The organism is Calidifontimicrobium sp. SYSU G02091, assembly GCF_022631395.1.
GTDB classification, from domain to species: domain Bacteria; phylum Pseudomonadota; class Gammaproteobacteria; order Burkholderiales; family Burkholderiaceae_C; genus Calidifontimicrobium; species Calidifontimicrobium sediminis.
Map to the genome: position 1 here is coordinate 18235 of NZ_JALBGB010000013.1, position 24667 is coordinate 42901.

Annotated in this window: 25 protein-coding genes; 17 read left to right on the forward strand and 8 right to left on the reverse strand. The window is 73.2% G+C overall.

Features of this window, described 5'->3' with window-relative positions:
- The first annotated feature begins 25 nt into the window (after nt 1-25).
- Nucleotides 26-517: a CDP-archaeol synthase gene (locus MOJ79_RS09720; protein WP_241923978.1), complete on the forward strand. Its 492-nt coding sequence runs from the start codon at nt 26-28 to the stop codon at nt 515-517.
- A 22-nt stretch (nt 518-539) separates the two neighbouring features.
- Here MOJ79_RS09720 and MOJ79_RS09725 read toward each other — a convergent pair whose 3' ends face one another.
- Nucleotides 540-1502 (reverse strand): metallophosphoesterase, encoded by a 963-nt coding sequence (locus MOJ79_RS09725; protein WP_241923979.1) that lies wholly within the window; start codon nt 1500-1502, stop codon nt 540-542.
- A 119-nt stretch (nt 1503-1621) separates the two neighbouring features.
- On the opposite strand from MOJ79_RS09725, the gene MOJ79_RS09730 reads away from it, so the two are divergent.
- The gene (locus MOJ79_RS09730; RefSeq protein ID WP_241923980.1) at nt 1622-2041 is read left to right on the forward strand and encodes a secondary thiamine-phosphate synthase enzyme YjbQ; all 420 of its coding nucleotides are present in this window, start codon (nt 1622-1624) and stop codon (nt 2039-2041) included.
- A gap of 28 nt (nt 2042-2069) precedes the next feature.
- On the opposite strand, the gene MOJ79_RS09735 is transcribed toward MOJ79_RS09730, so the two are convergent.
- Nucleotides 2070-3197: a YbdK family carboxylate-amine ligase gene (locus MOJ79_RS09735; RefSeq protein WP_241923981.1), complete on the reverse strand. Its 1128-nt coding sequence runs from the start codon at nt 3195-3197 to the stop codon at nt 2070-2072.
- Nucleotides 3194-4441 (reverse strand): cation:proton antiporter, encoded by a 1248-nt coding sequence (locus tag MOJ79_RS09740; protein WP_241923982.1) that lies wholly within the window; start codon nt 4439-4441, stop codon nt 3194-3196. Before MOJ79_RS09740 ends, MOJ79_RS09735 begins: the two co-directional genes overlap by 4 nt.
- A gap of 311 nt (nt 4442-4752) precedes the next feature.
- Here MOJ79_RS09740 and MOJ79_RS09745 point away from each other — a divergent pair, with 311 nt between their 5' ends.
- Together MOJ79_RS09745 and MOJ79_RS09750 are read left to right on the forward strand one after the other, a co-directional pair.
- A complete protein-coding gene (locus MOJ79_RS09745; RefSeq protein ID WP_241923983.1) occupies nt 4753-5430 on the forward strand; it encodes a DUF502 domain-containing protein in 678 nt (225 codons plus the stop codon).
- Nucleotides 5431-5558: 128 nt separating this feature from the next.
- Nucleotides 5559-5762 carry a hypothetical protein gene (locus MOJ79_RS09750; protein WP_241923984.1) on the forward strand — a complete coding sequence of 68 codons (204 nt, stop codon included), beginning with the start codon at nt 5559-5561 and terminating at the stop codon, nt 5760-5762.
- A 24-nt stretch (nt 5763-5786) separates the two neighbouring features.
- Here MOJ79_RS09750 and MOJ79_RS09755 read toward each other — a convergent pair whose 3' ends face one another.
- Together MOJ79_RS09755 and MOJ79_RS09760 are read right to left on the reverse strand one after the other, a co-directional pair.
- Nucleotides 5787-6542 carry a 2OG-Fe dioxygenase family protein gene (locus MOJ79_RS09755; protein WP_241923985.1) on the reverse strand — a complete coding sequence of 252 codons (756 nt, stop codon included), beginning with the start codon at nt 6540-6542 and terminating at the stop codon, nt 5787-5789.
- Complete coding sequence (locus MOJ79_RS09760) at nt 6539-7564, reverse strand: methionine synthase (RefSeq protein WP_241923986.1); 1026 nt, start codon at nt 7562-7564, stop codon at nt 6539-6541. The genes MOJ79_RS09755 and MOJ79_RS09760 overlap by 4 nt, the downstream gene beginning before the upstream one ends.
- 171 nt (nt 7565-7735) lie before the next feature.
- Here MOJ79_RS09760 and MOJ79_RS09765 point away from each other — a divergent pair, with 171 nt between their 5' ends.
- The 3 genes from MOJ79_RS09765 to MOJ79_RS09775 all read left to right on the forward strand — a co-directional run bounded on the left by MOJ79_RS09765 (nt 7736) and on the right by MOJ79_RS09775 (nt 11809).
- Entirely contained in the window at nt 7736-10807 is a 3072-nt protein-coding gene (locus tag MOJ79_RS09765; RefSeq protein WP_241923987.1) for a PAS domain-containing protein, read from the forward strand.
- A 154-nt stretch (nt 10808-10961) separates the two neighbouring features.
- The gene (locus MOJ79_RS09770; protein WP_241923988.1) at nt 10962-11516 is read left to right on the forward strand and encodes a YaeQ family protein; all 555 of its coding nucleotides are present in this window, start codon (nt 10962-10964) and stop codon (nt 11514-11516) included.
- Nucleotides 11517-11536: 20 nt separating this feature from the next.
- The gene (locus MOJ79_RS09775; RefSeq protein WP_241923989.1) at nt 11537-11809 is read left to right on the forward strand and encodes a GNAT family N-acetyltransferase; all 273 of its coding nucleotides are present in this window, start codon (nt 11537-11539) and stop codon (nt 11807-11809) included.
- Between the two features lie 77 nt (nt 11810-11886).
- Here MOJ79_RS09775 and MOJ79_RS09780 read toward each other — a convergent pair whose 3' ends face one another.
- On the reverse strand, nt 11887-13257 hold the full coding sequence (locus tag MOJ79_RS09780; RefSeq protein ID WP_241923990.1) for a sigma-54 interaction domain-containing protein: 1371 nt from the start codon (nt 13255-13257) through the stop codon (nt 11887-11889).
- Nucleotides 13258-13439: 182 nt separating this feature from the next.
- On the opposite strand from MOJ79_RS09780, the gene petA reads away from it, so the two are divergent.
- The 10 genes from petA to argG all read left to right on the forward strand — a co-directional run bounded on the left by petA (nt 13440) and on the right by argG (nt 22782).
- Nucleotides 13440-14048 carry a ubiquinol-cytochrome c reductase iron-sulfur subunit gene (gene petA / locus MOJ79_RS09785; protein ID WP_241923991.1) on the forward strand — a complete coding sequence of 203 codons (609 nt, stop codon included), beginning with the start codon at nt 13440-13442 and terminating at the stop codon, nt 14046-14048.
- An 18-nt stretch (nt 14049-14066) separates the two neighbouring features.
- Nucleotides 14067-14471, forward strand: coding sequence for a DUF302 domain-containing protein (locus MOJ79_RS09790; protein ID WP_241923992.1), 405 nt, complete (start codon nt 14067-14069; stop codon nt 14469-14471).
- A gap of 10 nt (nt 14472-14481) precedes the next feature.
- Nucleotides 14482-15471 carry an SLAC1 anion channel family protein gene (locus MOJ79_RS09795; RefSeq protein WP_241923993.1) on the forward strand — a complete coding sequence of 330 codons (990 nt, stop codon included), beginning with the start codon at nt 14482-14484 and terminating at the stop codon, nt 15469-15471.
- A gap of 69 nt (nt 15472-15540) precedes the next feature.
- Nucleotides 15541-16926 (forward strand): cytochrome c, encoded by a 1386-nt coding sequence (locus MOJ79_RS09800; RefSeq protein WP_241923994.1) that lies wholly within the window; start codon nt 15541-15543, stop codon nt 16924-16926.
- Nucleotides 16923-18149: a hypothetical protein gene (locus MOJ79_RS09805; RefSeq protein ID WP_241923995.1), complete on the forward strand. Its 1227-nt coding sequence runs from the start codon at nt 16923-16925 to the stop codon at nt 18147-18149. Before MOJ79_RS09800 ends, MOJ79_RS09805 begins: the two co-directional genes overlap by 4 nt.
- A 1-nt stretch (nt 18150) precedes the next feature.
- Nucleotides 18151-18570, forward strand: coding sequence for a c-type cytochrome (locus MOJ79_RS09810; protein ID WP_241923996.1), 420 nt, complete (start codon nt 18151-18153; stop codon nt 18568-18570).
- Nucleotides 18567-19907, forward strand: coding sequence for an NAD(P)/FAD-dependent oxidoreductase (locus tag MOJ79_RS09815; RefSeq protein ID WP_241923997.1), 1341 nt, complete (start codon nt 18567-18569; stop codon nt 19905-19907). Before MOJ79_RS09810 ends, MOJ79_RS09815 begins: the two co-directional genes overlap by 4 nt.
- Nucleotides 19904-20644 (forward strand): c-type cytochrome, encoded by a 741-nt coding sequence (locus MOJ79_RS09820; RefSeq protein WP_241923998.1) that lies wholly within the window; start codon nt 19904-19906, stop codon nt 20642-20644. The genes MOJ79_RS09815 and MOJ79_RS09820 overlap by 4 nt, the downstream gene beginning before the upstream one ends.
- A 39-nt stretch (nt 20645-20683) precedes the next feature.
- Complete coding sequence (locus MOJ79_RS09825; protein ID WP_241923999.1) at nt 20684-21103, forward strand: hypothetical protein; 420 nt, start codon at nt 20684-20686, stop codon at nt 21101-21103.
- 338 nt (nt 21104-21441) lie between these two features.
- On the forward strand, nt 21442-22782 hold the full coding sequence (gene argG, locus MOJ79_RS09830; protein ID WP_241924000.1) for an argininosuccinate synthase: 1341 nt from the start codon (nt 21442-21444) through the stop codon (nt 22780-22782).
- 22 nt (nt 22783-22804) lie between these two features.
- Here argG and MOJ79_RS09835 read toward each other — a convergent pair whose 3' ends face one another.
- On the reverse strand, nt 22805-23557 hold the full coding sequence (locus MOJ79_RS09835) for a hypothetical protein (RefSeq protein ID WP_241924001.1): 753 nt from the start codon (nt 23555-23557) through the stop codon (nt 22805-22807).
- Between the two features lie 175 nt (nt 23558-23732).
- On the reverse strand, nt 23733-24662 hold the full coding sequence (locus MOJ79_RS09840; RefSeq protein WP_241924002.1) for a hypothetical protein: 930 nt from the start codon (nt 24660-24662) through the stop codon (nt 23733-23735).
- Nucleotides 24663-24667 lie beyond the last annotated feature (5 nt).

A 24667-nucleotide genomic window follows, 5' to 3' on the forward strand; every position in this document is an offset into this window, starting at 1 on the left:
GGCGCGCGGCTAGCATCGCGCCACGATGGACGAGGTGTGGAGCGGGCTGCGCGCGCTGGTGCTGCTCGGTGCGGCCAACGCGGCGCCGGTGGTGGCCAAGCGGCTGCTCGGCACGCGCTGGAGCGCGCCACTGGACGGCGGACTGCGCTTCGTCGACGGCCGGCCGCTGCTCGGGGCGGCGAAGACGGCGCGCGGCGTCGTCGCCGCCGTGCTCGCAACGACGCTGGCCGCCGCGCTGTTCGGCCTGCCGGCGGCGCTCGGTGCAACCGTCGGCGCGGCGGCGATGGCCGGCGACGCGCTGTCGAGCTTCGTCAAGCGGCGCTTGGGCGTCGCGCCCAGCGGCCGCGCGACGGGGCTCGACCAGGTGCCCGAGGCGCTGCTGCCACTGCTCGTGGCGCGCGGCGCGCTCGACCTGTCGTGGCTGCAGGTCGCGGCGGTGACGGCGGCGTTCTTCGTGCTGCAGCAGCCGGTCGCGTGGCTCGCGCACCGGCTCGGGCTGCACGAGCGGCCGTACTGACGGCCGTGTCGGGCGCCCGGTGTCAGGCGCGGCGCAGCCGGTGCAGCGTGACCTCGGGCGGACAGTTCAGCCGCACGTCGACCACCGACGCGCCGCAGCCCACCGACGTGTAGCCGCGCATGCCGTGGTGCTGCCAGGGCCCGCGCGCGAGTGCGCGCGGCGCGTCGGAGTCGGTGAGGATCGGCACGCCGCCGGGCAGGCAGATCTGGCCGCCGTGCGTGTGGCCGCTGAGCATCAGCGCGAAGCCGGCGTGCGCGGCCTGGCGGTACGGCTCGGGCGTGTGCGACAGCAGGATCGCGCAATCGCCGGCGTGCAGGTCGGCCGCGGCCGCGTGCAGGTTGTGCGTGCGGAAGTAGTGCGCGTCGTCGATGCCGGCCAGCACGATCGACGCGCCGCCGCGCTCGAGGCGCACCGACTCGTTCATCAGCACGCGGATGCCCAGCGCCTCGATGCCCGGCACCATGCGGATCGTGTCGTGGTTGCCGAGCACGGCCCACACGCGCTCGCCCAGGTGCGGGCGCAGGCGCGCCAGCGCCGCGAGCGCGGGCGCGTAGGGGCCGAAGGTGCGGAAGCGGAAGTCGCCGGTGAGCACGCACGCGTCGTGCGCGAGGCCGCGCACGCGCGCGATCAGGTGGTCGACGAAGGCGTCGCTCAGGTCCAGGTGCAGGTCGCTCAGGTGCAGCAGCGTGAAGCCGTCGAACGGCGCCGGCAGGCCCGGCAGCGGCACGTCGTGCTCGCGGCGGCGGATGTCGAGCACGTTGCGCCGCCCGCGCCCGTGCAGCCCGGCCAGCGTCAGCACGCCGCGGATCAGCCCGTGCACCGAGTACCAGTTCTCGAGGTGGAAGAAGTGCGTGCCGGGCCGCACGACGTGCGCCTCGTGCTCGCCCTCGAGGCCCAGGCGCTGGCGCAGGTGCGTGCGGCCGATGCGCGCCTCCAGGCGTGCGAGCCCCGCCTGCTCCTCCTCGCTGCAGTCCGACAGTTGCATCGTGCGTCGCCGCGGCGTCGCGGCCGCGGCTGGCGTGCGACTCTACCGGAGCGCGACAGCGCGCCGGCCGGATGGCGCGGGCATCATCGCCACATCGCCAGCCACCCCGCCGCGTCGCCATGCGCCAGTCGCACACCACGCTCGAGATCGCCACGCCGGGCCGCGGCCTGACCGACATCACGCCGGCGGTGGCGCGCTGGGTCGCCGCCACCGGGATCGCGACCGGGCTGCTGACCCTGTTCATCCGCCACACGTCGGCCAGCCTGCTGATCCAGGAGAACGCCGACCCCGACGTGCAGGCCGACCTCGAGCGCTTCCTCGCGCGCCTCGCGCCCGACGGCGACGCGCTGTGGCGCCACCGCAGCGAAGGCCCCGACGACATGCCGGCGCACGTGCGCGCCGCGCTGACGGCCACCCAGCTCGCGGTGCCCGTCGTCGCGGGGCGGATGGCGCTCGGGACCTGGCAGGCGGTCTACGTCTTCGAGCACCGGCGGCGCGCACACGTGCGGCAGGTGGTGCTGCACCTGATCGGCGAGTGAGACGCCGAGCGCCGGTCGGCGGCCGTGGTCAGCCGCCCTGCCCCTCGAAGCGCAGGCACTGCCGGCGCACGACTTCGGGCAGGTAGTGCTCGTCGGCCTGGATCGCGCGCAGCCAGTTGGCGTCGGTGCCGTGGTGGCTCGCGAGCTGGTCGCGGATCAGCGCCAGCCCGCGCTCGGCGCGCAGCTCGATCGCGTGCATCTCGACGTCGCGCAGCGTCTGCGCGATCAGCGTGCGCAGCGTCTGGTGCTCGGCGGTGCGCGGGTCGACGACTTCGCCGTCGAGGCCGAAGCGGCAGGCCTGGAAGCGGTTGTAGGTGTAGGCGAGGTAGTCGTCCTCGTGCGGCTCGAACGGGCGCTCGAGCACCAGCCAGCGCGCGACGCACTGCAGGTACACCGCGATCGCGGCGGCCTTCTCGACCGTCAGCGGCGTGTCCATCACACGCACCTCGATCGTGCCGAACTCGGGCTTCGGGCGGATGTCCCAGTAGAAGTCCTTCATCGACTCGACGACGCCGGTGCGCGTCATCTTCTCGAAGTAGGCCTTGAAGCCGTCCCAGGTCAGCACGTACGGCGCGCGGCCCGACATCGGGAACGCGAACACCGAATTGAGCCGCGCCGAGTGGAAGCCGGTGTCGTAGCCCTGCACGTACGGCGACGACGCCGACAGCGCGATCACGTGCGGCACGAAACGGCTCATCGCGTGCAGCAGCCACAGCGCCTGGTCGGGGCTCGGGCAGCCGATGTGCACGTGCTGGCCGAACACGGTGAACTGCTTCGACAGGTAGCCGTACAGCTGCGAGACGTGGTGGAAGCGCGGCGTGTCGAAGATGCGGCGGCGGCTCCAGTCCTGGAACGCGTGCGTGCCGCCGCCACACAGGCGCAGGTTCTGCTGGCCAGCGCATTCGACGAGCACGTCGCGCACCTCGCGCAGCTGCTCGATGACCTGCGGGTGGCGCTCGCACACGCCGGTCGACAGCTCGATCATGCTGCTCGTGATCTCGGGCTTCACGTCGGCGGCCATCTTGTGGCGCTCGACGAGGCGCAGCAGGTCGGCGGCGCCGGGCGTCAGGTCGTAGTCGTGGCGGTTGACGATCTGCAGCTCGAGCTCGACGCCGAGCGTGAATGCCTTCGAGGCCGCGAACTCGCCGAGGCTCATGCGGCCCTCCGCGGCGCAGCGACGTCGGGGGTGTCGGTCAGGTCGAGCTCGCCGGCGGCGCGCAGCGCGTACCACAGCACCAGCGGGCCGACGAGCTCGACGAGGACCAGTACGGTCAGCAGCAGCGGCATCACGACGGCGCCGGTCTCGGGGTGCGCGGCGCTGAAGTCGATCGCCAGCACCCACGCGGTGGCCGACATCGGCAGCAGCCCGGCGCTCAGGCTCGCCGCCTGCCGCCACGCGAGCCCCGAAGGCCGCGCGAGCACGAACACCGCGGCCGCCTTGGCCACCCAGCGCGCCGCGAGCAGCGCCGCCGCCAGCCCGACGAGCGCCGGCGCGTCGGCCGGCGACCACGCCGAACCGACCGCGACGAACAGCGCCAGCACGAGCACGCCGCCGGCGCTGCCGAAGTGCCGCGGCCACACCCACGGGCGGTCGGTGCGGTTGCGCAGCCACAGACCCGCGAGCAGCGGCACCAGCAGCGTCGACAGGTGCAGCGCCTTCGCGGCGACGATGGCCAGCAGCACGAAGCCCAGCAGCAGCACCACCGCGTTCTCGTTGCGCAGGTCGAGCCGGCGTGCGATCCACGCGATCGCCGAGCCGAGCGCGACGCCGAGCAGGAACGAGCCGGCCAGAGAGATCGTCACCGCCGGCAGTGCGGCCTGCCACGTGTCGGGCCGGCTGAGCAGCAGACCGGCATTGAGCGCCTTCATCGCCAGCACCGCGAGCAGCGTGTTCAGCGCCGTCAGCGCGAGCAGGCGCTCGGTGACCTGCCCGGCGGCGCCGCACTCGCCGACGACGCGCTGCACCACGGCCGGCGACACGCTCATCGCGATCAGCGCCAGCACGGCCGAGACCTGCAGGCCGAGCCCGAACGCGCGCGCCGTCAGATACACCGCCACCGCCGACAGCACCGCCTCGAGCAGCCCGCTGGCCAGCAGCCACGGGTTGCGCACCAGCCAGCGCAGGTTCAGCCGCGCGCCGGTCTCGAACAGCAGCAGCGCCAGCGCGACGTCGATCACCAGCCGCACCGCCGGCTCGTCGGGGTCGGCGCGCACGCCAGCCAGCGCCAGCACGACGCCGACGGCGACGTAACCCATCAGCCGCGGCCAGCGCAGCGCGCGCCACAGCAGCTCACCGAGCAGCGCCGCGAGCACGAGCAACAGCGCCGCGCCGAGCAGCGTGTCGGGGCGCAGCGACCACGGGCTCGCGACCCACGACGACCACAGCTCGGCCGGCGTCATCGCAGGCGCTCGCGGCACGGGCCGCGCGGTGGCGTGGATCGACAGTGAGGCGGTGGCATCGGGGGCGGTGGAGCTCGTCGGTGAGGCGGGGGTGCGACCATACACCGCATCGGCACCGCTGCGCACGATGCCCCCGCATCGCGTTCGGGCCGGCATCGTGCAGACAACGGCGCTCTTCTGGCGCCAATTCGTTTCGCACCGCGCGCATCCGCGTGGCCGCGCGGCGCGCCGGGGCACGGGCGCCGCGGCAGCGGGTTCGCATAATCGGCCGCCTTGCCGCCGCCCGCCGCCCACGCCCGCGAGGACGCACCATGACCGCCAGCACGCGCACCCTGCTTCGCATCTTCGCCACCGGCCTGCTCGCCGCGCTCCCGCTGGCCGCGACGATCCTCATCTTCGTGTGGGCCGCCAGGCTGCTGCTGGGCTGGCTCGGCCCGGGCAGCCTGTTCGGGCAGGTGCTCAAGGCGATCGGCTTCGGCGTCACCGGCTCGGAACTGATCGGCTACCTGGTCGGCGTGGGCATCGTCGCGGCCGCGATCTTCGGCCTCGGCCTGCTCGTCGAGGCCGGCCTGCAGCGCGGGCTGGCACGACTGGTCGACGCGCTCGTCACGCGCATCCCGCTCGTCAACACGGTCTACGGGCTGATCCGCCGCATGGTCGAGCTGGTGTCGCAGCGCGGCAACGCGGCCGAAGGCGGCCTGAAGTCGATGCGTCCGGTGTGGTGCCACTTCGGCGGGCCGGGCGGCGCGATCGCGCTGGCGCTGCTGTCCAACGCCGAGCCGGTGCTGATCGACGGGCGACGCTGCATCGCCGTGCTCGTGCCGACCGCGCCGGTGCCGGTCGGCGGCGGGCTGCTGTGGGTGCCCGAGCACTGGGTGACGCCGGCCGAGGTCGGCATCGAGGCGCTGACGAGCATCTACGTCTCGATGGGCGTCACGTCGTCGCAGTACCTGCCGCGCGCGACGCAGCCGGCCGACCGGCCGGCCTGAGCGAGCGGGCCTGCGCCGGCGCCGCCATCGGGCGCGGGAGGCGTGACGAGTAGAGAGCCCTCTCGGCGCGCAGCGCCGATCGCACGGCGCGCGCCGCGGTCAAATCGCGCGTGTTTGGACGGATCTCGATGAACGCCACCGCTTGCTCCGCGGACCTGCTCGAGTGGGTCGACTTCAAGTGGCTGATGGCCGCAGCGGGCCACCCGGTACACCTGGAGCGCCTGCAGGCCGACCGCGACTATGCGCGCCACTGCCTGCAGCTCGGCATCGCGTCGCCCTGCGCGACGCTGCGCGAGCGCGCGCGCCGGCTGCTGGCCACGCTGCCGGCCTGAACGCCGGCGGGCGCGCGCGCCGCGTCAGTGACCCTCGGGTCCCTGGAAGCCGCCGGCGCGGCAGGTCAGCACGAGCGTGTCGCGAAAGCCGGGCCGCGCCGCGTCGAGCGGCTGGATCGGCGTCGTCTCGTGGATCACGCGCGCGTCGTCGAGCCACAGCACGCTCCACGGCTCGGCGAGCGTGAAGCGTTCGCCGCGCGGGCCGTCGGCGTCGAACACGCGCGTCTCGCCACCCTTGACGCCGACGCGGCGCACGAGGATCACCGCGACCAGGTCGACGCCGTCGCGGTGCGCGCCCTCGGGCGTCGGGCGCCCGATGCCGGAGGCGGTGTCGATGCGAAACGGGTGCGCCTCGACGTGCCAGCGCCGTGCGCCGCGCAGCGCGCTCGCGCGCGCGGCCGTCACCGCGAGCAGACGCGTCCACAGCGGGTCGGCAACCAGCGCCGGCTCGATCGGCTCGAACCAGCGCTCGATGCCGCCGTGCAGCGCGTTGTACTCGACCGGCTGCCAGTGCGCGCGGTGCGGCACCGGCTCGACGACGTCGCCGTCGACGACGAAGCACGAGTGGCGGCGAAAGCGGTAGCGCCCGCCGTCGCGAAGGTGCGTGTCGGGCGGCAGGCGGTCCCAGAACGGCCACCACGCCTCGAGCCGCGCCGGGCCCACGTCGGGCCCGAGCAGCGCGCACAGCCCGGCGGCGTCGAGCACGGCGAAGCCGCGCTCGCGCAAGACGGCGTCGACCTGCGACGGCGCGACCACGCGCAGCGGCAGCAGCGCGTTCATCGGCTGACCAGCCGCTCGCGCGCCAGCGCCGCGCCTTGCACGAGCGCGCGCAGCTTGGCCTCGGCCACGGCGCGGTCCATCGGCGCCATGCCGCAGTTCGTGCACGCGATCAGGCGCTGCGCCGGCACGTGGCGCAGTGCGGTGGCGATCGTCGCGGCGACCTCCTCGGGCGTCTCGACCGTGTCGCTGGCGACGTCGATCACGCCGACCATCACGTCCTTGCCGGCCAGCAGCGCCATCAGCTCGGGCGGCACGTGCGAGTGGATGCACTCGAGGCTGACCTGGTCGATCGTGCTCTTCGCGAGCGCCGGGAACACGCGCTCGTACTGGCGCCACTCGTCGCCGAGCGTCTTCTTCCACTGCACGTTGGCCTCGATGCCGTAGCCGTAGCAGATGTGCACCGCAGTCTTGCACGTCAGCCCCTGCGCCGCGCGCTCGAGCGCCTTGATGCCCCAGTCGGCCGCCTCGGCGAGGTAGACGTTGAACGCGGGCTCGTCGAACTGGATCACGTCGATGCCGTCGGCCTGCAGCGCGAGCGCCTCCTGGTTCAGCAGCTCGGCGAACGCGAACGCCATCGTCACGCGGTCGCCGTAGAAGCGGTCGGCCACCGTGTCGACGATCGTCATCGGCCCGGGCAGCGTGAACTTGGTCTTGCGCGTCGTGTGCGCGCGCAGCAGCCGCGCCTCGACGGCGTGCACGCGCCCCTTCAGGCGCAGCGGCGCGACAACCTGCGGCACCATCGCCTTGTAGCGGTCGGCGCGGATGCCCATCTCGACCTTGTGCTCGAAGTCGATGCCCTCGACGTGCTCGAGGAAGCCGTGCACGAAGTGCTGGCGCGCCTGCTCGCCGTCGCCGATCACCGTCAGCCCGGCGTCTTCCTGCCGCTTGATCCACAGCAGCGTCGCGTCGAGCTGCGCCTCGGCCAGCGCGTCGCCTTCGAGGCGCCACTGGGGCCACAGCTTGTGGGTCTCGGCCAGCCAGCCGGGCTTGGGCAGGCTGCCGGCGATCGCGGTGTCGAACATCGTCGGGTCTCCTCGGGGGCCCGCAGCATAGCCGGTGCCGGCGCGTGACCCAGCGCACGGCCGTGCGCGCGTCGGCCGCGCCGCACGGCGCGACGGCTAGGCGCGCACGCAGCGCCTCGGTAGACTGACCGCGCGCCGAGCCGGCGTGCCCGCCGTTCCAGTCCTCGCGCGATGACCGCTCCCGATGCCTCGACGTCGCCCTGGCGCGACGCCATCGACGCATGGCTGACGCTGCCCGACTGCGCCGTCGCGCTGCTCGACGCGCAGGCGCGGGTGCAGTGGCTGAGCCCCGGCGCGGCGGCACTGGCCGGCGTCGAGGCCGACTCCGCCCGCGGGCGGCCGCTGCCCGAGCTGCTCGGCTGGTCGCAGCCGCGCGCGCTGCTTGAGGCACTGGCCGGTGACGGCCGCCTCGACGCCGCGGTGTTCGAGACCGCCGACGGCCGCGGCGGCGCGCGTGCGTACCGCGTGCACCTGCGCCCGCTGGCGGGTGCGGGCGAGCGGCGCTTCGTCGCGTCGCTGGCCGACGTGAGCGAGCAGCGCCAGCTCGCCGACCGGCTCGACCTCGTGCAGGAGTTCGGCCGCATCGGCATCTGGGAGCGCGACGTGCGCACGCTCGCGGGCCGGTGGGACCGGCACATGTTCCGCTTCTGGGACATGGAGCCGACCGAGGGGACGCCGAACTTCGCCGCGGCGATCGCCCGTGTGCCGCCCGAGGACCGGCTCGACGAGACGTTCCGCGCGTCGCTGCAGCGCGCCGGCACCTACAGCGCGCGCTTTCGCGTGCGGCGCGCCGACGGCGGCGTGCGCCGGCTGCGCTCGCAGTGGCACGTGATCGACGGCGCCGACGGCCGGCCCGAGCGCGTCGTCGGCATGTTGATGGACGACACCGAGACGTTCGAGCTCGCGCGTTCGGTCGAAAGTGCGCAGCAGCAGTTGCGCCTCGCGCTCGACGTGGCTCGCATCGGCGTGTGGCGGCACGACCTGCGCACCGACCGCGCGTACTACGACGCGCGCGCGTTCCAGATCCTGGGCCTGCCGATCCGCCCCGAGGGCATCGACCTGGCCGAGGTGCGCTCGTGGATCCACCCCGACGACCTGCCGGCCGTCATCGCATCGTCCAAGCGCACGTACGCCACCGGTGAACCGAGCGACGAGCAGGCGCGCTTCCGTCACGTCGACGGGCGCTGGCGCTACCTGTTCATGCGCCGCGTGCTCGAGCGCGACGCCACGGGCCAGCCGGTGGCCTTCGTCGGCGTCGCGCTCGACATGACCGAGCAGGTCGAGCGCACCGCGCGCTCGCTCGAGCTGGCCACGCGGCTCGACGCCGCCGCGCGCGCAGCGCGCGTGGGCATCTGGTCGACGACGGTCACGACCGAGGAGACCGACTGGAACGCACAGATGTACGAGCTCTTCGACATGGTCGGCGAGCCGCGGCCGCCGTCGCTGTCCGAATGGGTCGGCCGCTGCGTGCACCCCGACGACCGCGAGCAGGTGCTCGCACGCGCGAAGGCCTACCTGAAGGGCGGCGACGAGCCGCTCGAGGTTGAGCTGCGCACGCTGCGCCGCGACGGCAGCACACGCTGGATCGTGCTGCGCGCCGACGTCGACCGCCAGCGCACCGACTGCCGGCGGCTGTTCGGGGTCGCGCTCGACGTCACCGAGCAGCACGAGGCGATGCAGGCGCTGCGCCGCGCCCACGAGCGCGCCGACCTGATCACGCGCGGCGTGGGTATCGGCACCTGGGAGGTCGACCTCGACACCGGCGAGGCGACGTGGGACGCGCAGATGTTCGCACTGCGCGGGCTGCCGCCCAGTGCGCGCGCGCTCAGCGACGCCGAGCGGCTCGCGCTCGTGCACCCCGACGACCTGCCGCGCGTGCAGGGGCTGTATGCGCGCGCCAACCTCGCGCAGCTGCCGACGCAGGTCGAGTTCCGCGTGCGCTGGCCCGACGGCAGCTGGCGCTGGCTGGCGTCGCGCTCGGTGCTGGTGCCGGCCGCCGAAGGGCGCGGCGCGAGGCGCATCGGCATCAACTGGGACGTCACCGAGGTCAAGACCGCCGAGGCCGCGCTGCGCGAGAAGCTCATCGCCCAGCGCGAAAGCGAGGCCAAGAGCCGCTTCCTCGCGCGCATGAGCCACGAGCTGCGCACGCCGCTGAACGCCGTGCTCGGCTTCACGCAGCTGCTGATCCACGACGCCGGCCGCGGCGACGTCGCGTCGCAGCTCGGACGCCTGCGTCACATCGAGTCGGCCGGGCGCCACCTGCTGTCGCTGATCAACGACGTGCTCGACCTGTCGCGCGTCGACAGCGGCGAGCTGCGGCTCGAGCCCGGCGCCGTCGTGCTCGAACGCCTCGTCGTCGAGACGCTGCCGCTGGTCGAGCAGACCGCACGCGCACGCGACGTGAAGATCGAGCTCGGCGCGCTCGCCGTGCGCGTGCACGCCGACGCGACGCGGCTGCGGCAGATCCTCGTGAACCTGCTGTCCAACGCGATCAAGTACAACCGCGCCGGCGGCTGGGTGCGCGTCGAGGCCACGATCACCGGCGCCGAGCCGCGGCGCCGCGTGCGCATCACCGTGGCCGACAGCGGCCGCGGCCTGACCGCCGCGCAGCGCCGCCACCTGTTCGAGCCGTTCAACCGCCTCGGCGCCGAACGCGAGGGCATCGAGGGTACCGGCATCGGGCTGGCGATCGTCAAGGCGCTGGTCGAGCGCATGGACGGGCGCATCGGCGTGAGCAGCGAACCCGGCGTGGGCAGCCGCTTCGAGGTCGAGCTGCCGGCCGCCACGGCCGACGAGCCCGAAACGGTGCCGGCGCCGCTGTTCCAGGATACGCCGACGACCGCGGCGCCGGCCGGGGCGCGCCGCAAGCGGCTGCTCTACATCGAGGACAACCCGGTCAACCTGATGATCGTGCAGGAGCTGATCGCGCGCCGGCCCGATCTGCGCCTGGACAGCGCCGCCGACGGCGAGGGCGGCGTGCGCGCGGCGCAGGCACAGCACCCCGACCTGATCCTCATCGACATGCAGCTGCCCGACTTCGACGGCCACGAAGTGCTGCGCCGGCTGCGTGCCGACCCGCGCACCGCCGACATCCCGTGCATCGCGCTGTCGGCCAACGCAATGCCGCAGGACATCGAGCGCGCGCTGGCCGCCGGCTTCGCCGACTACTGGACCAAACCGCTGGACTTCCGCGCGTTCATGAAGTCGCTCGACCTGCTGTTCGGCCCCGCGACGCCGGACTGACGCGCGATGCCGCCGGCGCGGGCCACGGCGCTGTGGCACAGTGCGCGCGCCCGCCCCTCACCGCGATGACGCCTGCCATGCCGCCGACCGCCAAGCCGCACCCCCACGGCCGCGACCGGGTGCGCCGGCCCGCCGGCACGCTCACGGGTCACCGATGGCGCTGAAGTCGACCGTCTACAAGGCGCAGGTCGCGATCGCCGACATGGACCGCGCGCTGTACGCCGACCATGCGCTGACGCTGGCGCGCCACCCGTCGGAAACCGACGAGCGGCTGATGGCGCGGCTGCTCGCGTTCGCGCTGCACGTGCCGGCCGACGAAGCGCGCGGGCGGCTCGAGATGGCGCGCGGCCTGTCCGACACCGACGAGCCGGACCTGTGGCAGCACGACCTCACCGGTGCGATCGTGCACTGGATCGAGGTCGGCCAGCCCGACGAACGCCGGCTGCTGAAGGCGTGCGGGCGCGCCGAGCGCGTCACGGTGCTGGCCTACAGCGCGTCGGTGACGCTGTGGTGGGCGCCGCTGGCCGCGCGCGTCGCGCGCTGCACGAACCTCGAGGTCTGGCAGCTGGCCAGCGGCGCGTCGCGCGTGCTCGCCACCCTCGCGCAGCGCTCGATGCAGCTGCAAGTCACGGTGCAGGACGGCCACGTGTGGGTCGGCGACGGCGAGCGTGCCGTCGAGCTGGTGCCGCGGCGGCTGTTCCCGGCCTGAACGTCACGGACCCGACGACGATGGACATCGTGCACCGCCCCGAGCGCTCGCGCTTCGAGATCCTCTCGGACGGCCATCTCAGCGTGTGTGCCTACCGCCGCCAGGGCGACGTGCTGCTGATGACGCACACCGAAGTGCCGCCCGAATTGCAGGGCCGCGGCATCGCCGCCCGGCTCGTCCAGGCCGCGCTCGACTGGGCGCGCGCCGAGGGCCTGCGCGTGCGGCCGCTGTGCAGCTACGTCGCCGTCTACATGCGGCGACATCCCGAGACGCAGGACCTGCTCGACAGGTGACGGCAGCCCGGCGCGGCCGCCGCCGGCAGCCGCGCCACACCCCCGAGACGGCACGGGTCGCGCCGCCCAGCTTCGACCTAATCGCCGCCCTCGTCGAGTTCGCGCAGCTTGCGGTACAGCGTGCGCACGCTCACCCCGAGCTGGCGCGCGAGGTCCTGCCGGCTGCCGCGGTGCGCGGCGACGGCGGCGCGAAGCGCCTCGCGCTCGGCATCGCGCAGCCGCGCCGGGCGAGCCAGCGGCGCCGCTGCCGAAGGCGGCGGCGCCGGCCGCGAAGCGGTCGGTGGCGCGCCGATCACCAGTGCGCGCGCGACCGTCTCGGCGCCGATGACGTCGCCGTCGGCGAGCAGTGCCGCACGCTCGAGCACATTGCGCAGCTCGCGCACGTTGCCCGGGAAGTCGTGTGCGGCCAGCCGCTGCAGCGCCACCGGCGCCAGCGCGAGGCGACGCTGCGGGGCCACCCGCTCGAGCAGCGCCTTCGCCAGCAGCGGGATGTCCTCGCGCCGCTCGCGCAGCGGCGGCAGGCGGATCGGGAAGGTCGACAGCCGGTAGAACAGGTCCTCGCGAAAGCGCCCCTCGGCCACCATCGTCGGCAGGTCGCGGTGCGTGGCCGACACCAGGCGCACGTCGGCGCGGCGCAGCTCGGTGCTGCCGACGCGGCGGTAGGTGCCGCTCTCGAGCAGGCGCAGCAGCTTGACCTGCATCGGCAGCGGGATGTCGCCGACCTCGTCGAGGAACAGCGTGCCGCCGCTCGCGGCCTCGACCAGCCCTGGCTTGGCGGCGTGCGCGCCGGTGAAAGCGCCCTTCTCGTGGCCGAAGACTTCGCTCTCGAACAGCGTCTCGGGCAGGCTCGCGCAGTCGACGACGACGAGGGGGTGCGCTGCGCGCGGGCTCGCCTCGTGCACCGCCCGGGCGACGAGTTCCTTGCCGGTGCCCGACTCGCCGAGCAGCAACACGCTCGCCTGCGACGGGCCGACGCGCGCGACGAGGTCGAGCATCGCCTGGAACGCCGGCGAGCGCCCGATCAGCCCCTCGGCCGCGGGCTCGCCCTGCGCGACGCGCAGCGGCTCCATCTTCTCGACGAAGTACGCCGCGTCACCCCGGGCGTCGCGCAGCGGCACGAGCTCGATGTTGACGTAAGCCTCGCCGTGCGGCGTGTGGTGCAGGTGCAGCACGCGCTCGCGCTGGCCGCTGGCGCGCGAGCGCGCGAGTGGGCAACTCTCGCCGGCGCGGTCGCACGGCACGTCGAAGCGGTGCGAGACCTCGTAGCAGGTGCGCCCGACCACCGACGCGCGCGGGCTGAACTGCGCGCGGTACGCCGCGTTGGCCGCGACGATGCGGTAGTGGCGGTCGAACACGATGTGCGGCTCGGGCAGGCCTTCGAGGTACGAGACCAGTTCGGGCAGCACCACCGGATCGCGGTCGGCGACAGGGGCAGGCGTGGCGGTCATGCTGCCAGACATGCTGCCACAAATGACACTCCACGCCAATGCTGCCAGCGGTCAGGACGGCAGCCACACCGGCGCGACGACGCGCAAGTGCTTGTCAGTTCGCAGCTTTTTCTGCGGGGGTCGCGCTGGCACGGGTCTTGATACACGGCCGGGTATCCATGCGCCACCAGAAGGAGCCAGCGATGTCCGACCATCCCCTGCCCCCGCAAACGGCCACCGACCCCGAACGCCGTACCTGGCTGATCGCCGCCAGTGCCGCCGGCGGCGTGGCTGCCGTCGCCACCGCGGTGCCGTTCGTCGCCTCGTTCACGCCGAGCGAGCGCGCGCGTGCGCTCGGCGCCGCGGTCGAGGTCGACATCTCCGACATCCCGCCCGGCGGCATGAAGACCGTCGAGTGGCGCGGCAAGCCGGTGTGGATCGTGCGCCGCACGCCGGAGATGGTCGCCGCGGTCCAGACGCCGAGCCCCGACCTCGCCGACCCCGACTCGGCGAAGCCTCAGCAGCCGCCCTACGCGCGCAACGCGACGCGCTCGATCAAGCCCGACGTGTTCGTCGCGGTCGGGATCTGCACGCACCTGGGCTGCTCGCCGACCGCGGTGCCGGCCGGCAGCAACAACCCGAGCGTCGGCGCCGACTGGCCGGGCGGCTTCTTCTGCCCCTGCCACGGCTCGACGTTCGACGGCGCCGGCCGCGTGTTCAAGAACAAGCCGGCACCGACCAACCTCGAGATCCCACCGCACCGCTACGTCGGCGACACGCGGCTGCTGATCGGCGAGGACAGCGCCGCCTGAGGCCGCGAGGAGCCGATGATGCAAACCCCCTACGCCTTCGTCGTCGAGCTCGACCAGCCGCTGCCCGCGGCGCTCGACGCCCTGCGCGGTGCGCTGGCGGCCGAACAGATGGGCGTCGTCAGCGAAGTCGACGTGCAGGCCACGCTGAAGACCAAGCTCGGCCTGGACGTGCCACCGCACATGCTGCTCGGCATCTGCAGCCCGCGCATCGCGCACGACCTGATCCGCCAGGAGCCCGACATCGGTGCGCTGCTGCCGTGCGGCGGCAGCGCGATCGAGCACGAGCCCGGGCGCACGCGCATCGCGCTGCAGGACCCGCGCGTGATCGCGGCGCTGGCCGCCAACCCGGCACTGCGCTCGGCCTGCGAACTCGCGCGTGCCGCGCTGCGCCGCGTGGCCGACCGCCTCGCCGTCACTGCCTGAGGAGACCGTCGTGAGCGTTCCGATCTCTGAGCCGCTGGCGCTGCGCCCCGCGTCACGGCTGCAGCACCTGCCGGTGTCGTTCTTCGCCGTCGTGATGGGTCTTGCGGGGCTCGCGATCGCGTGGTCGCGCGCGGCGACCGTGCTGCCGTGGGCGCCGGCGGGACTCGGCGCGGCGATCGGCTGGATCGCCGCCGGCGTGTTCGCGCTGCTCGCGCTGCTGTACGCGGCCAAGGCGGTGCTGCACGCCGACGCCGTGCGCGCCGAGTTCCGCCACCCGGTGCGCCTGAATTTCTTCCCGGCGGTCTCGATCAGCCTGCTGCTGCTGTCGGTCGTGTTCCTGCGCTCGGCGCCCGACGCGGCCCGGCTGCTGTGGCTGATCGGCACGCCGCTGCACCTCGGGTTCACGCTCGTCGTGATGAACCGCTGGATCCACCACCCGGGCATCGAGGTGGCGCACGTCAACCCGGCGTGGTTCATCCCGGTGGTCGGCAACGTGCTGGTGCCGGTGGCGGGCGTCGCGTTCTACCCGGCGGACCTGTCGTGGTTCTTCTTCGCGATCGGCATCGTGTTCTGGATCGTGCTGATGACGATCGTGATGTACCGGCTGTTCTTCCACGCCCCGCTGCCCGAGCGGCTGACGCCGACGCTGTTCATCCTCGTCGCGCCGCCGGCGGTGGGCTTCGTCGCGTACGTCAACCTCGTCGACACGGTCGACGCCTTCGCCCACGTGCTGTGGTCGACGGCGCTGTTCCTCACGCTGCTGCTGGCCACCAACGCGCTGCGCTTCCTGAGGCTGCGCTTCTTCCTGTCGTCGTGGGCCTATTCGTTCCCGCTCGCCGCGATGACGATCGCCACGCTCGCGATGGCGCACCGCACCGGCGGCGCCACCTACGCGGTGCTCGCCACCGCGCTGCTCGCGGTGCTGTCGGCCGTGCTCGCGGCGCTCGCCGCGCGCACGCTGCTGGCGGTGGCGCGCGGCGAGATCTGCCAGCCCGAGTGAGGTCGACCCGATGCCTGCCCGCCTCGCCACGCGCCCCCGCGCCCCGCACCCCCTGACCGCCCGTGCATCATGGACCTGATCGGCCTGTACCCCACCTGGTTCGAGCCCGGCCTCGGCAGCGGCTGGGTCGTCGGCCTCATCGCCACCGCGCACGTGCTGTTCTCGCACACCGCGGTCGGCGCGGCGATCTTCTTCGCCGGCCTCGCGGTCTACGCCAACCGCACCGGCAAGCTCGAGTACCTCGAGTTCATCCGCCGCTACGGGCTGTTCCTGCTCGTGTTCTCGTACGTGCTGGGCTCGATCACCGGCCCCGGCATCTGGTACAGCACGACGGTGGCGAGTCCGCGCGGCATCTCGGCGCTGATCCACAGCTTCGTCTGGAAGTGGGCCACCGAGTGGGTCTTCTTCGTCATCGAGGTGGTCGGTGTCTACATGCTGACCTACCTCGCGACGCGGCTCGATGCGAAGACCTACCTGCGCATCGCCGTCATCTTCGGCCTGACCTCGTACACGACGATGCTCGTCATCGTCGGCATCCTGTCGTTCATGATGTGGCCGGGGCAGGAGCGCTGGTTCACCGAAGGCGGCTACCTCAACGGCTTCTACGGCCCGAACACGTTCGCGCAGCTGGGCATGCGCACCGCGTTCATGTTCACGATGACGGCGGTGGTCGGCGGCATCGTCGCCGCGCGCTTCGACGACGCCGCGTTCAAGAAGGCCGTGCTCGCGCGGCTGGCGTGGCTGGGCCTGGCGAGCACCGCCGCCGGCGCCGCGATGCTGCAGTGGTACCTCGGCACGCTGCCCGAGTCGGCCGAAGTCGTGATGGCCAACCGCCTGCCCGAGCACTTCGCGCCGACGCTGCTCGCGGTGCTCGGCGGCGTCGCGGCGTACTTCGTCGTCACGCTCGTGCGCCCGCGCTGGCTGACGCCGGCGCTCGCGTCGGTGGCCACGCTCGCGATCCTCGTCTTCGGCCTGTGGCCCGAGGAGGTGGCGCGCGAGTCGATCCGCAAGCCCTACGTGGCCGGCCAGTACGTCTACTCGAACCAGATCATCGGCCGCGACGTGCCCGGCATGGGCATCGCGAGCGAGATCCCGACGATCGAGGCGCACGGGCTGCTGAAGACACACGTCTTCACGCCCGAGCCGCTGCGCACTGTCACGCCGGAAAACCGGCTCGAGGTCGGCCGCTTCCTGGCGCTGACGACGTGCTCGAACTGCCATTCGCTGAGCGACTCGGGCATGCGGCCGCTGGCGCGCTACTTCGGCGGCAGCACCGACGTGCCGGCGATCGCCGAATACCTGCAGGCGGCGCTGGCCACCGGCGCCACGATCTACATGCCGCGCGTACCGCTGAAAGACGACGAGGCGCTCGCGCTGGCCAGCTACATCGCGAGCCTGGCCGGCCCCGCGCCCGCAGTGCGCACTGCACAACAAACGACGAGGACCGAGCGATGAACGCCGAGATGCTCTACGCGCTGCGCGACCCTGCCGGCATCCCGTCGCACCCGCTGCTGTTCCTGCTGCTGGGCGTGCTGACCTTCGCACTGCACATTGCCGCGGTGCAGGTGATGCTCGGTGCCGGCGCGCTCGTGCTGCGCGGCGCGTTCAGCGCCGACGCGCACTGGCGGCGGCTCGCCGCGACGATGCTGAACACGTCGAAAGTCGCGGTGTCGGTGGCGATCGTGATCGGTGTGGCGCCGCTGCTGTTCGTGCAGGTCACGTACGACCCGTTCTGGTACACGTCGAACGTGCTGTCGGCGTGGTGGGTGATCGGCTTCGTCGTGATCCTGATCGCGGGCTACCTCGCGATGTACGGCTTCTACTGGCGCAACCCCGACCTCACGTCGCAGCCCACGCGCTCGGGCTGGATGATGGTCGCCTCGTTCGCGCTGCTGCTCGCGGTCGGCTTCATCATGCACGTGCTGAGCTACCAGATGCTGTGGCCCGAGCAGTGGCAGGCCTGGTACGCCCCGGGCGGCCGCGTCGACCCCTCGGGCCGGACGCTGCACGCGTGGAGCCTCGCGCGCTTCGGCTTCTTCATCGCGCTGGCGGCGCCGGTCACCGGCGCGTGGCTGATCGCGGTACGCCGCTACCTGCAAGGCGCTGGCGAGCGCGACGCGCGCTACCTCGACTTCCTTGCCCGGCTCGGGCGCCAGCTGATGCTCGCCGGCGGCGTCGTCGCGCTCGCGTTCGGCGCGGCGTGGATCGCGACGCTGCCCGAGAAGATGGCGTTCTTCGCGACGTCGCCGTGGATGCTCGGCGCGCTGGTGCTGCTGCTCGTCGCGGTCGCGCTGCCGGCGCTGCTCGGACGGCGCCTCGACGAGGGTCTGTGGGGCTACGCCGTGTTCGGCGTCGGCGCCGTCGCGCTGATCGCGGTGGCTGCCGCGCGCGAGGCGCTGCGCTACACGCTGCTGGCCGGCACGCACGGCTACGACGCGCTCGACTACCGCGTGAACATGGACTGGTACTCGACGCTGACGTTCTTCGTCACGTTCGGCGTGCTCGGCACCGTCGCGCTCGGCTACCTGCTGACGGTGGCCTGGCAGGCCGGGCAGCACCGCGGCGCGGTGTTCACGCCGTCGCCAGCGGTCACGCGGCTCGGCCAGGTCTCGATCGGGCTGCTCGTGCTGTGGATCGTCCACTACTTCGCGATCGGCCTGTGGGTCATGGGGAAGTGAGATGAAGCGACTTCTCGTGGCCTTCCTGCTCACCGGCGCCGCGGCCTCCACCGGCCTGCTGCTTGCGCAGACCGTCACCGCGCGGTCGCCGGCCCCCGCCCAGTCCAGACCCGCCACGCCGCCGGCGCTGCCGCCGGTGTCGGGCGAAGCGCTCGCGCACACCTGCGCCGCGTGTCACGGCACGCAGGGGCGGCTCGGCGACGAGGCCTTCATGCCGCTGGCCGGCATGCCGGCGGCGCAGTTCGTCGCGACGATGCGCGACTTCCGCAGCGGCGCGCGCCCGTCCACGCTGATGGGCCACGTCGCGCGCGGCCTGAGCGACGACGACTTGCGCACGATGGCCGCCTACTTCGAGCGCCAGAGCCCGGCCCCGGGCTCGGCGGCGGCGCTGAACCCCCTGCGACCCGGAGCCCCGCGATGAAACGACGCACCCTCCTCCGCGCCGCGGCGCTGGCCGCGGCCGCACCGCTCGCCGCCCCATTCGTCGCCCGCGCGCAGGGCGCCGGCCACGTCGTCGTGGTCGGCGGCGGCGTCGGCGGCGCGACGGCGGCCAAGTACCTGAAGCTGTTCGACCCGGCGCTGAAGGTCACGCTGATCGAGCGCCAGCCGGTCTACGTCCGCCCGTACGGTTCGAGCGAGGTGCTCACCGGTCACGTCACGATGGCCGACCTCGAGGTGCGCTACGACACGCTCGCGAGCCGCTACGGCGTCGAGGTGCTGATCGACACCGTCGTCGGCGTCGATGCCGCCAGGCGCACCGTGCACACCGCCGGCAAGCGCAGCCTCGCCTACGACCGCCTGATCGTCTCGCCCGGCATCGAGCTGATGTACGACGCGATTCCCGGCTACAGCGAGGCGGTGGCGCGCACCGCGATGCCCAGCGGCTGGATCCCCGGCGAGCAGACCGCGCTGCTCGCGCGCCAGCTGCAGGCGATGCGTGCGGGCGGCACCTTCGTGCTCGTCGCACCGCCGAACCCGTACCGCTGCCCGCCCGGCCCCTACGAGCGCGCGGCGCTGGTGACGGAGTGGCTGCAGAAGCACAACCCGACGGCGAAGGTGATCATCGTCGACCCGAAGGACAGCTTCGTCACCGACCAGACGATGATGCTCGGCTGGAACCGGCTCTACGGCTTCGACCTGCCCGACGACTACGTGCAGAAGATGGCGGGCAAGGTCGAGATCCAGCGCCACGGCCGCCCCGGCATGCTGAGCTGGGTGCGCGCGAAAGACGGCGGCCGGGTGCTGAAGGTCGACGCCAGGCGCATGCGCGTCGAGACCGAGGGCGACGTGATCGCCGCCGACGTCGTCAACATCGTGCCACCGATGCGCGCCGGTGCGCTCGCACGCCAGCTCGGCCTCGCCGATGCGAGCGGCTGGTGCCCGGTCGAGCGGCGCACGTTCGCGTCGACCCAGCTGCCGCACGTGCACGTGATCGGCGACGCGAGCATCGCCGACGCGATGCCCAAGAGCGGCTTCTCGGCCAACACGCAGGCCAAGGCCACGGCGCGCGCGATCGTCGAGGAACTCGCCGGCCGCCCCGCCCCCGAGCCCGTGTGGGAGAACACCTGCTACGCGCTCGCCGGCAAGGACTATGGCCTGTTCGTCGCCGACGTGTTTCGCATCGTCGACGGGAAGATCGCGCGCGTCAACGGCGAGGCGCGCTACCTGCCGCTCGACGCCAGCCCGACGCAGATCCGCCTCGGCGCGCGCTACCAGCAGGCGTGGCTGCGCACCTTCACGCAGGACGTGTTCGCATGAAGCCGCTCTCAATGCCCCTTGCGGCGACCGCCGCGCTGCTGCTGGCCGCGGCCGGCCCCCTCGTGCCGACGCCGACCCGCGCTGCCGACGCAGCGGCGCATTCCACGGCGACGACAGCCGCCCTGACCCCCGCCGAGCTGCGCCGCGAGCTCGCCGCGATGCCCGCCGGCGACGCCACCCGCGGCGAGCGGCTGTACGCGCAGCAGTTCTGCGCGTCGTGCCACGGCGCGCAGGGGCTGACGCCGAGCGTCAACTGGCCGAGCGTGGCCGGCCAGCGCGCGGCCTACACCTACAAGCTGCTGCTCGACTACCAGGCCGGCCGCCGCCACGAAGGCGAGCGCGCCGCGCTGATGCGCGACGCCGTCGTCGGCCTGACGAACCAGGACCTGGCCGACCTCGCCGCCTACACGGCGCGCCTGCCGCGGCCGGTCGCCGACGCGCCGACCGCGAGGGCGACACCGGGCGCGATCGAGACGCTCGTGCGCCACGGCGACCGCCAGCGCCTGCTGACCGCCTGCGCGAGCTGCCACGGCGCGCGCGGCGAAGGCGGCACGAACGGCCAGCCCGCGCTGGCCGGCCAGAACCCGGCCTACCTCGTGCGCACGCTGCTCGACTACCACGGCGGCACGCGCGCCAACGACCCCGCGCGCGGCATGCGCGCCTTTGCCGCCAGGCTCACGCGCGACGAGGTCGACGCGCTGGCCGCCTACTACGCCAGCCTGCCGACGCGGCGCTGATGCCCGAGCCCCTTACCCAACCCTCGAAAGGATCCCACGATGACCCTGCGCCACACCCTGCTCGCCGCCCTCGCCGCCTCGACGCTCGCCGCCGGCGCCCATGCGGCCGACCTCTTCGTCTCGATCCACAGCGGCAGCGCGATGGCACAGGGCGCCGGCCTCGTGCTCGCGAGCCAGGCGCTCGAGCAGAAGGCCAGCGTGCGCGTGCTGCTGTGCGATGCCGCCGGCGACATCGCGGTCGCCGGCAAGGAGCTGCCGACGCTCAAGCCGCGCAACGTCACGCCGCAGCAGATGCTGCAGGGCCTGATCCAGGCCGGCGCGAAGGTCGAGGTCTGCGCGCTGTACCTGCCCAACACCGGCCGCCAGGCGAGCGACCTGCTGCCCGGCGTCACGCCGGCCAAGCCCGCCGACGTCGCCGCGCACCTGCTCAAGCCCGGCGTGCAGACGCTGGCGTTCTGAACGCGTTGACTGCGCGCCGCGGCGCCATAGCCGACGGACGGCTGGCCGCAACTGCCTGCACTCTTCGAGACTGCCGGGCGCACGCCGCGCTTTCGGCTGGAGCACCTGCGCGCGCTGCTCGACGACGCGCAGGCGCAGGCGCTGGCCACGGTGCACGCGCAGGTGCTCGCCGAGCTGAACCTCGGCCGCCACCGCGCGAGCAGCGACGCGCGCGCGCTGCAGCTCGTGCTGCGGCGGTTGCGCACGGCGCGCTGATCCCGCCCGACACGGCGCGGCGACAATAGCGGCTCCGCGCGGCCCCGCGCCCCCTGCGCGCCGCCCCAACCCCAGCGAATCCCATGGCCACGATCCTCCAAAGCCTGCCCGCCGGCCAGAAGGTCGGCATCGCGTTCTCCGGCGGTCTCGACACCAGCGCCGCGCTACTGTGGATGCGCAAGAAGGGCGCCGTGCCCTACGCCTACACCGCCAACCTCGGCCAGCCCGACGAGCCCGACTACGAAGCGATCCCCAAGCGCGCGCTGGCCTACGGCGCCGAGCGCGCACGCCTCGTGGACTGCCGCGCGCAGCTCGTGGCCGAGGGCATCGCCGCGCTGCAGTGCGGCGCGTTCCACATCTCGACCGCCGGCGTGACCTACTTCAACACGACGCCGATCGGCCGTGCCGTCACGGGCACGATGCTGGTGGCGGCGATGAAGGAAGACGACGTCCACATCTGGGGCGACGGCAGCACCTACAAGGGCAACGACATCGAGCGCTTCTACCGCTACGGGCTGCTCGCGAACCCGGCGCTGAAGATCTACAAGCCGTGGCTCGACCAGACCTTCATCGACGAGCTCGGCGGGCGCAAGGAGATGAGCGAGTTCCTGATCGCGCACGGCTTCGACTACAAGATGAGCGTCGAGAAGGCGTACTCGACCGACTCGAACCTGCTCGGCGCGACGCACGAGGCCAAGGACCTCGAGCACCTGGACAGCGGCATACAGATCGTGCAGCCGATCATGGGCGTGGCGTTCTGGCGCGACGACGTCGACGTGAAGCGCGAGACGGTGACGGTGCGCTTCGACGAGGGCCGGCCGGTGGCGCTCAACGGGCAGACCTTCGACGACCCGGTGAGCCTGATGCTCGAGGCCAACCGCATCGGCGGGCGCCACGGGCTGGGCATGAGCGACCAGATCGAGAACCGCATCATCGAGGCCAAGAGCCGCGGCATCTACGAGGCGCCGGGCATGGCGCTGCTGTTCATCGCCTACGAGCGGCTCGTGACCGGCATCCACAACGAGGACACGATCGAGCAGTACCGCGACAACGGCCGCAAGCTCGGCCGCCTGCTGTACCAGGGCCGCTGGTTCGACCCGCAGGCCATCATGCTGCGCGAGGCCGCGCAGCGCTGGGTCGCGCGCGCGATCACCGGCGAAGTCACGCTCGAGCTGCGCCGCGGCAACGACTACTCGATCCTCAACACCGAGAGCCCGAACCTGACCTACCACCCCGAGCGGCTGACGATGGAAAAGGGCGAGTCGATGTTCACGCCGGCCGACCGCATCGGCCAGCTGACGATGCGCAACCTCGACATCGTCGACACGCGCGACAAGCTGGGCATCTACGCGCGCGCCGGGCTGCTGTCGCTCGGGCACGGCGCACCGCTGCCGCGGCTGGGCGACGGCAGCGACGGGCGCTGACGCAGCCGCCGCTGCTGCCGCTTCAGCGGAACCCCATCCGCCCGGCCTCGACGACGCAGTAGTCGACACCGTCCTCGGTGTCGCCGAGCAGGCCGTCGGTGGCGTCGACGTACAGCGTCGTACGTCCCGGCACGACGAGGGCCGCCGTCAGCGGCAGCGTCTGCGTCGCGGCCGGCCCGCCGCTGCGCGCCTGCGCCGCCGCCGGCTCGGTCGTCGCGAAGAAGTGCACGCGGTCGACGACGGGTGCACCGCGCGAGCCGCGCGCGGCGATCGTGGCGCCAGCCAGGTCGCGAAACGGCGGATCGCCGCTGCGGTACAGGTCGGTGACGTGTTCGACGCCGGCGCGACAGCGGCCCGGAAACGCCGCCTGGGCGACGGCGTCGGGCACGACGGCGAGGTGGTCGTCGGCTTCGAAGACGATGCAGCGGTACGTGCCCGGCGGCGGCGAGCCCTCGAACAGCGTCGGCGCGGCGACGAGGTCGAACTCGCGCGGCGGATCGAAGACCTGCACCGTCAGGTACGGACCGCTGCAGTCGGCGTTGGCGCTGAGGCGCAGCGCGTGGAAACGCATCTTCAGCACCGTGGGCGAACCCGCGGTCGTCACGTCGGCGTGCACGACACCGAGGCCGGCCAGCGCCAGCAGGCGCTGCCACCACGACGCCGACACCGTGGCCACCGCCGAGGCCGATCCCTTGACGACCAGCGTCGGCGCATCGCCGCCCCCACCCCCGCAGCCGGCGAGCGACAGCGCCAGCACGCCGGCCACGATCTTCAACGCCGGCTTGCACCACGTCCCCATCCCTGTTCTCCCCGTCGATTGCCACACTGACGCCTGCACGGCGCGGCCGCGGCGACCACGACGTGCCCTTGCACGTTAGGGACAAGCGATTCGCCCCGGAAGGCCTCAAAAAGGGTCCCGCCGGCCGACGGCCCTCCGGCCCTGTGCACACTCAGCGGCGCCGCGGCGGCCAGGGACGGATTTCCTGCGGATGCAGGCGCACGTACTCGATGAGGGGTGCGCGCTTCTCGGCGCCACGCCGCGGCAGCGCGCCTGCCGGCGGCGGCGCGTGGCCGAGCACGGCGTCGGCGCGCGCGTGGATCGCCCGCCAGCGCTTGTGCAGCGTGTGCGGCGACACGCCCAGCGCCAGCGCGATGCTGCGGTCGTCGGCGCCCAGCACCGCGAGCTCGAGCACGTCCTGCTGCGCCGGCGTCAGCCCCAGGCGCGGCGCATCGCGCACGAACAGCGGCTGCAGCACGTGATACGGTGCTTCGGCGATGCGCTGCGCATCCAGCCACAGCAGCTGCGTGCCGCTGCGCGAGCACGGCGCGGTCTCCGCACAGCCCATCGCCCGCAGCGATGCACGGTAGGCCGGCGCCTTGCCCTCCCAAGGCCGCACCTCGGCGAGCATCAGCGCCAGACCGTAGCCGCTGTGCGCCTGCACGAAAACCGTCTGCGCCAGCGCCGCCACCGCGTCGGCGGGTGTCCCGGGCGCCGTGTCGATCGCGAAGTTCAGCGCCACGCCGGCCAGCGCGGCCGCTGCGCGCCAGTGCGCCTGACCGGCACGGTCGAGCAGCGCTGGTGCCGCCCCACCGCGGCCGGCGCCGAGCAGGGCCTCGACCCAGTCGCCGGCGCCCTCGCGCAGCGCCTGCGTGGCCCGCGCGGCCGGCACGAAGCCGCTGATGCCGCAGCCGCGCACGACCACCCGGGACCCGGCGGCCTCCTCGAACACGTACCACAGCAGCCGGCGCTGCGCCAGCAGCGACTGCAGCCGCGCGACGTCGAGCCAGGCGCCACGCGCGCCCTCGTGTGCCAGCAGCTCGACGCAGGCGGGCACGTCGCCGGCGCGTGCCGGCCGTGCGCGCAGGCGCGCCGCGACCATCGCCG